The following is a 6,323-nucleotide window of genomic DNA, read 5'->3' as shown; positions in this document are numbered from 1 at the left end:
AGTCCCCCCCCTCGCACCAATTATCTTATCTCCCTTCTGTAATACCTCTTATTTTCCCTGTTATTTCAAACTCATCATTATCACCAGAATTGCGCTGACTAATGCGACGCATGATGGCAGTAACACATAATGGCGTAGGTGCTTATGCCAGATCATGCCTGACGTCATCAGCAGCCCTGACACAATGATGGCCTTCCAGCTTTCGATGGAGAGATCGGCAAACATCAAACCGCCAAGGATTACGCCCGGCAACAATACTCCCCATACACTTCCCAGCGCCCTGTTCAACATACATCGCCCTTTCATAACGATAATGATAAACAATATCATATGATAAAAATTATCATTTGTCAGCGCGGTGAAGCAAAAAAAATCGCCCTTTCCCCTTATGTAGAATGACAGAAATTTCCTAAGGTGATAAATTGCTCACCTGTTAACTACACATAAACTTTTTCTTATAATTACGCTTTGAGTTTTTTGCATAATTAAGTGCGAAACCACACCTATTCATCTGTTTTAATTAAGTTTTAATAAAAACGCACGACTATGACATCATAATCCTGGCGGTCTTTGGTTCAAAGAAAATATCAATTATCGTTACGTTTATTTTTATTTCTGAACGCAACGTCAGCCGTGTTCTCGGTAACAAACCCGCTCTATTCTGTACGCGTGTTTTCTGCCCCTCTGATTGCTATTTTCGCGATCAGTACTGGCCTGTTCATCTGGCACTGGAAAAAGCGCGCGCGGAAGATAAATATTCCTGCCGTTTCAGCAATCTTTGGTATTTTGTGGGCCTGGCAAATAGATTCGAAATTTTCGCTAATTACCCATGACCAGGCGATGTATTTGATAATAGCTTTACTCACGGTGCTTTTTATCGGAACGCTGGCCTTCGCCAGTAATATCAAAGCATTTACGCTGCACTCGCTCCCCGCCTTTATTGTTTGCCTGTGGTTAAGTGACCAGGATATATGGCTAAGAATGTCCTATTCTTTCGCACTTCCTGTGGTGGCTATTGCTATTCATAACATTTTGCAACGGCGCAACGATCGCTTCGCCCAGGAGCTGCTCTCTCGCCTGCTGGAAGAACGGGAAACTCTGACCGATCTCAGTATGATGGACCCGCTAACCGGGCTCTATAATCGTCGCGGCCTGCAGAGCCGTCTGGAGAATCTGCCGGCGGTAGAAAACGGCGAACATTTTGTTCTTTTGATGGATATCGACCACTTCAAAGCCTATAACGACCATTATGGCCATATGATGGGTGACCAGGCGCTGAAGCGCGTATCTGCGGCAATTCGTGATGCCGTCCGCTCGCGCGATATTGTGGCGCGTTTCGGTGGGGAAGAGTTCATGGTGCTGCTGACGAATATTTCACTTGAACACGCCCGCCATACGGCAGAGCGGATCCGTCAGAAAGTCTATGATTTGAAAATCCCCCATCTGTTCAACGAAAGCGTCGCCACCAATGTCACCATCAGCATCGGTATTGCCATTTTCGAAAACGAGGACGTGGAAAGCGCTCTGGAGAGAGCGGACAGAGCCCTCTATGAAGCAAAGCATTTAGGTCGCAATAACATTCTGCTGAGTGAAGAGCTACAAACCGCTTAAGCGCGTCTTCGGTTAATCAGGACAAAAGTCTTGCCATTGGTATGAGCAATAGTTAGGATTGGCAATCATTATCATTTAGATTTCTATCTCAACTATGGCTACGCATACCGCACACATCGTTGAACCACTCCTCTGGCGAGAGCCCCTCACCAGCGGGAATGCGTCGCTTGCGGATGCCATACGGGACAAGATTGCTAAGACGCGCGCCCACCTGCTGGACTTTATCAGGCTTGATGAAGCGCCCCCGCACCACGCCATGACGCTCGCTGAGTGGCAGCAGCCCTCTACGCTGCAGTCGCTGCTTGCAACCTATTCCGACCATATCTATCGCAATCAGCCGACCCTAACGCGGGAAAATAAACCTCTGCTTTCCCTGTGGGCACAGTGGTATATAGGGCTGATGGTTCCCCCACTCATGCTGGCGGTATTAACCCAAAAGAGCATGCTGGCGCTCTCCCCGGATCATTTTCACGTCGAGTTCCACGAAACTGGCCGAGCAGCCTGCTTCTGGATTGATCTGCACGAAGATCGCGGCGCAGAGCAGTTCTCTGCTCAGGAACGTCTGGAACAGCTTGTCATCCAGGCCCTGATCCCAGTGGTAGAGGCACTTGAAGCAACGGGCGAGATTAACGGGAAGCTTATCTGGAGTAATACCGGGTATTTAATTCACTGGTATTTAACAGAAATGAAGCCGCTGCTTGGCGATGAGAAAGTGGAGGCCCTGCGCCAGTCCTGCTTCTTTGCCAAACAGCTTTCCGATGGTCGCGATAATCCGTTATTCCGTACCGTTGTGCTCCGTGACGGGCTTCTGGTACGCCGTACCTGCTGCCAGCGCTATCGCCTGCCGGACGTTAAGCAGTGCGGGGATTGCACGCTGAAGTAGTGCAGTGAATTGCCCGGTGACGCTTCGCTTACCGGGCCTACAAAAACCTCGACTCGTAGGCCGGGTAAGGCGCAGCCACCACCCGGCACAACGTCTTTAAGCCACCTGCTGATTGTCCTCTTCCCCATTACGCTGTGCTTCTTCCGCTTCCTGCTCCAGCAGCTGCTTCTCGTACACTTTGAAGAACGGGTAGTAGATGATTGCCGACACGCAGGCCAGAACCACAACCAGGATAGCCGCGCGGAAATCCCAGCCCAGGGCCCATGCTGCGCCTATCGGTGCCGGTGCCGTCCAGGGAACCACTGAAATAACACGACCAATCAGATCAAACGTCATCGCCGCCCAGGCCAGCACGGCGTTAACCATCGGGGCTAGCAGGAACGGAATAAAGAATACCGGGTTCATTACAATCGGCGTACCGAAGATAACGGGTTCGTTGATGTTGAAGAAGCTGGGCACCACGCTCAATCGGCCAATAGAGCGTAAATGCGCTGAACGGCTGCGCAGATAGCAAATCACCAGACCCATCGTCGCACCCGACCCGCCAATCACTATGAAGAACGTCCAGAAGGCTTCCATAAAAATATGTGGCAGAGGATGGCCGGCGGCCAGCGCGGTCTGGTTCGCTCCGAGGTTAGTCAGCCAGAACATCTGCAGCATCCCGGAGACAATAGCCGCCCCGTGGATCCCGGCGAACCACAGCAGGTGACCAATCAACACCGCCAGCAGGATCGCGGGCAGTGAATCCGCCGCGGAAACCAGAGGCTTGAAGATTGACATAATTGCCTGTGGGATCAGCATGTCAAACTGAGACTGAATCACCAGACTCAGCGGATAAAGCGTTAACACCACCACCAGCACCGGGATCAGCAGATCAAAGGAGTTTTTGATCATCGGCGGCACCTGGTCCGGCAGACGAATACCGATGTTATGCGCCTTCAGGAAACGCATCATTTCAACGCAGTAAATCGCCACCAGGATGGCGGTAAAAATACCCGTTCCACCCAGGCTGTCGACGGGAAGCGTGCCTTTGGTTTTTGGGGCGGCAACCAGCAGAAACGCCATCTGCGACAGCATGGCGCACATGAACGGATCCAGCTGGTGCGTTTTGACATAATGTTTGCCAAGGTTATAGGCGATGGCCGCGCAGATATAAATGGACATAATGCCCATCGTCATATCAAACGGCGTCAGGATCTGGCCTTCAAACTGCTTCGCCATATCCAGCCAGGCGCGCGCGAAACCCCAGGTGGTATCAGGCGAAAACGGCGGATAAGCAAACACTAATAAAAATGAACCCACAATCATGAACGGCATCGCGGAGATGAACCCATCACGGATAGCCATGACATGACGCTGGGACGAGATCCGCCCGGCAATCGGGCTCACGTAATTTTCAACGAAACGGAATATCAGATTAAACGCAGCATGGTTGGCAGACATGGTTGATCTCCTGTCAGACGTTTATTACAGGCGCGCTCGCGCCGCACGTTGTTCCATAAATCAGCTTCACAACCTTGCTGGCTTGCGTACCAGCGGTACTGCTCAGACGAAATGGTTTCATAATTGGCTCTTATTATTGGATACAGGGGACGTTACATACTCAGTATTAATCTACGCATCACGCTCTGCAACCGGTTACTGTAACCGGTTTCTGTGATTGTGAAGAGGATCCAGAAATCAGCCATCCTGGATATTTGTTACTTAAGAGATATTTACAGAGCATAAATTCTTATGACAGATTACGCAGGATATTTGTCAGGAGGAAACAATGAGTTTGCAGTCCGTACAGCAGTTTTTTGCCGACAACGCGCCGGAAATAGAGGTAATAGAACTTAGCCAGAGTACGGCTACCGTTGCGCTGGCTGCTGCCGCCCACCGTGTAGAGCCGGGACAAATCGCCAAAACCCTATCGTTGAAGGTTAAAAATGAGGTGATTCTGGTGGTGGCGAAGGGTGATGCGCGTCTGGATAACAAAAAACTGAAAGACACGTTTGGCGCGAAAGCACGCATGCTCAGCAGTGATGAAGTGGTTACCGTGACGGGTCATCCCGTTGGTGGCGTCTGCCCGTTTGGGCTTGAAAACCCACTTGCGGTTTACTGCGATATCTCTTTAAAACAATACGCTGAAGTGCTCCCCGCCGCTGGCGCTATCCATAGTGCCGTACGTATTTCTCCGGACAGAATGGCAGAGCTGACTTCAGCAAAGTGGGTTGATGTGTGCATCTGAATGACGCGCCAGGGCATATCTGGCGCGCAAAAGGCACAGGTTACAAAAATGTCGGTTTGCTTAGCCCCACAGTTCTCGGTTCTCTAACCGGAAGATGGGTAAGAATATCCGCTGCATCAAGCAATCCTACGTCAGAATTCACCCCTAGCTTCACCATCGCATTAAACTTATGCGCGCGAATAGTCTTGATATTGCGTTCAAGCTGCGCCGCGATTTCGGGAATGGAATATCCGCATGACATATAACGTAAAATTGCTCTTTCCGTTGGGCTTAACATCCGGTTCTGACTGCAGTACCAGTGGTTAAGCATATTGTCATTAATGCGCAGCGTTTCGCTCAACAATACCACTAACTCCTTCAGCAGGTGTTCAAGGGTCACCGATTTACTGACCACACCGTGAAGACGTGAAGGCGAAAGATGGCTAATCAACCTCGCCTCCATCTCATCCGAGACCAGGATAATGCGCTGAATATGGCTATGCGTAAACGCGAGATCCCGCAGATGCGCCAGGCAGTTACGTCGTTCTTCTCGCGCATCGGAAAGCGAATAGATCAGCGAGAAAAAATTCACGTGATGCAGTGCTTTCTTAAAGCCATCAAAATCATTAAACAGGTGCAGTTGATATTGGCTGAGTTCAGACTGCGTAAAAAGATGCTGCAGCCCGACCGCACTCATCGAGCAATTTTCGATGATGGCGATATGTCTTGTTGAATCGGTTTTTTCCATTCCTCGAACTCTCCATAGGCTGACATTAAACTCAGCTCTCTCATTCCCTGTGTACTGTTGATCCAGGCGTACATATCGGCATTACTCCGTAATGACAGCCTTCTCATCGCACTGTTTTTCTGCGCACTGATCGTTTTATTGCTCTTTTTAAGCAACGTAGCGATTTGGTTAATCCCCCACCCTTTGCCTAACAGGCGAAGCACCTTACGTTCTGAGTGCGTGAGCGCAATAAAGTGTTCGTCGTCATCCTCACTTTGCTCAGGTTCTGGGGTTAATAACGTCTGGCTTATCCGTTCTGCGCGTTCGCTCCCTGCCCGGATAGCGTTAACGACACCTTCGATAGGTTCCATATCAGAAAGCAGCGTGCTTTCCGGCCGCATAAGCAGTTCAACGGCAATAGGGTAAAACGGCCGGGAGACCAAAAAGATCCAGTGGATTTCCCGGTACTGGTTCAGTAAGCGGTAATACTCTTCGAGCGTACCCCGTGGGTTCCTGTATTCGCCTGAAACGTCGGCGATAATCACATCTGCGCGGCGCAACTGAAGCAGGGTTAACTCCTGCAGTGAGCGGCAGTAGGTCAATTCAAAATCGGGGAAATGACGTGCCATCACGTCCCCTAACCCATTCTGCATGACGGGTATCCGGCTAATGACAACGCCATGCTTACCAGGCAACGACAACATAGACCCTCCGTGTCCATTTTCCTTCGGTGCGTCATGTAAAACGCACCAAGGTATAAATATTTTCTTCCCTGAGTATAAAAAGATTAATACAAGCAGAAGATGAGATATGTTCTTAGTTTAGGAAATGCCTAAAACAGCGCTAATATCTCACAAAGCGCAAATCAATTTAATTGCGCAGACATTAAAATA

At 49.9% G+C, this 6,323-nt stretch carries 7 protein-coding genes; 3 read left to right on the top strand and 4 right to left on the bottom strand.

Annotated elements, in window-relative coordinates:
* Positions 1-60: 60 nt before the first annotated feature.
* Complete coding sequence (locus IM273_RS15725; protein WP_193051516.1) at positions 61-330, bottom strand: DUF1435 domain-containing protein; 270 nt, start codon at positions 328-330, stop codon at positions 61-63.
* A 240-nt stretch (positions 331-570) separates the two neighbouring features.
* Here IM273_RS15725 and IM273_RS15720 point away from each other — a divergent pair, with 240 nt between their 5' ends.
* Together IM273_RS15720 and fhuF are read left to right on the top strand one after the other, a co-directional pair.
* Positions 571-1,611, top strand: a complete 1,041-nt coding sequence (locus IM273_RS15720; RefSeq protein WP_226841171.1) for a GGDEF domain-containing protein — start codon at positions 571-573, stop codon at positions 1,609-1,611.
* A gap of 94 nt (positions 1,612-1,705) precedes the next feature.
* Entirely contained in the window at positions 1,706-2,494 is a 789-nt protein-coding gene (gene fhuF / locus IM273_RS15715) for a siderophore-iron reductase FhuF (protein WP_193051517.1), read from the top strand.
* 96 nt (positions 2,495-2,590) lie between these two features.
* Here the strand turns inward: fhuF and IM273_RS15710 are convergent, their stop codons facing one another.
* Positions 2,591-3,937 (bottom strand): PTS sugar transporter subunit IIC, encoded by a 1,347-nt coding sequence (locus IM273_RS15710; RefSeq protein WP_193051518.1) that lies wholly within the window; start codon positions 3,935-3,937, stop codon positions 2,591-2,593.
* Positions 3,938-4,265: 328 nt separating this feature from the next.
* Between IM273_RS15710 and IM273_RS15705 the strand changes: the two genes are divergently transcribed.
* Positions 4,266-4,724, top strand: a complete 459-nt coding sequence (locus IM273_RS15705) for a YbaK/EbsC family protein (RefSeq protein WP_023331967.1) — start codon at positions 4,266-4,268, stop codon at positions 4,722-4,724.
* Between the two features lie 40 nt (positions 4,725-4,764).
* Here the strand turns inward: IM273_RS15705 and bglJ are convergent, their stop codons facing one another.
* Entirely contained in the window at positions 4,765-5,400 is a 636-nt protein-coding gene (gene bglJ, locus IM273_RS15700; RefSeq protein ID WP_193051535.1) for a DNA-binding transcriptional activator BglJ, read from the bottom strand.
* A complete protein-coding gene (locus tag IM273_RS15695; RefSeq protein ID WP_028015423.1) occupies positions 5,397-6,134 on the bottom strand; it encodes a LuxR C-terminal-related transcriptional regulator in 738 nt (245 codons plus the stop codon). Before IM273_RS15695 ends, bglJ begins: the two co-directional genes overlap by 4 nt.
* Positions 6,135-6,323: the final 189 nt, after the last annotated feature.

The sequence above is a fragment of the Enterobacter cloacae complex sp. P13B genome (assembly GCF_014895915.1).
Classification (GTDB): Bacteria; Pseudomonadota; Gammaproteobacteria; order Enterobacterales; family Enterobacteriaceae; genus Enterobacter; species Enterobacter bugandensis.
This window is presented reverse-complemented; position numbering and strand designations above follow the sequence as displayed.

What these genes read in the sequence shown, in the direction of transcription:
- IM273_RS15725 (WP_193051516.1), bottom strand. Translation starts at nt 330, where the DNA reads ATGATATTGTTTATCATTATCGTTATGAAAGGGCGATGTATGTTGAAC.
- IM273_RS15710 (WP_193051518.1), bottom strand. Translation starts at nt 3,937, where the DNA reads ATGTCTGCCAACCATGCTGCGTTTAATCTGATATTCCGTTTCGTTGAA.
- bglJ (WP_193051535.1), bottom strand. Translation starts at nt 5,400, where the DNA reads ATGAGTGCGGTCGGGCTGCAGCATCTTTTTACGCAGTCTGAACTCAGC.
- IM273_RS15695 (WP_028015423.1), bottom strand. Translation starts at nt 6,134, where the DNA reads ATGTTGTCGTTGCCTGGTAAGCATGGCGTTGTCATTAGCCGGATACCC.
- IM273_RS15705 (WP_023331967.1), top strand. Translation starts at nt 4,266, where the DNA reads ATGAGTTTGCAGTCCGTACAGCAGTTTTTTGCCGACAACGCGCCGGAA.
- fhuF (WP_193051517.1), top strand. Translation starts at nt 1,706, where the DNA reads ATGGCTACGCATACCGCACACATCGTTGAACCACTCCTCTGGCGAGAG.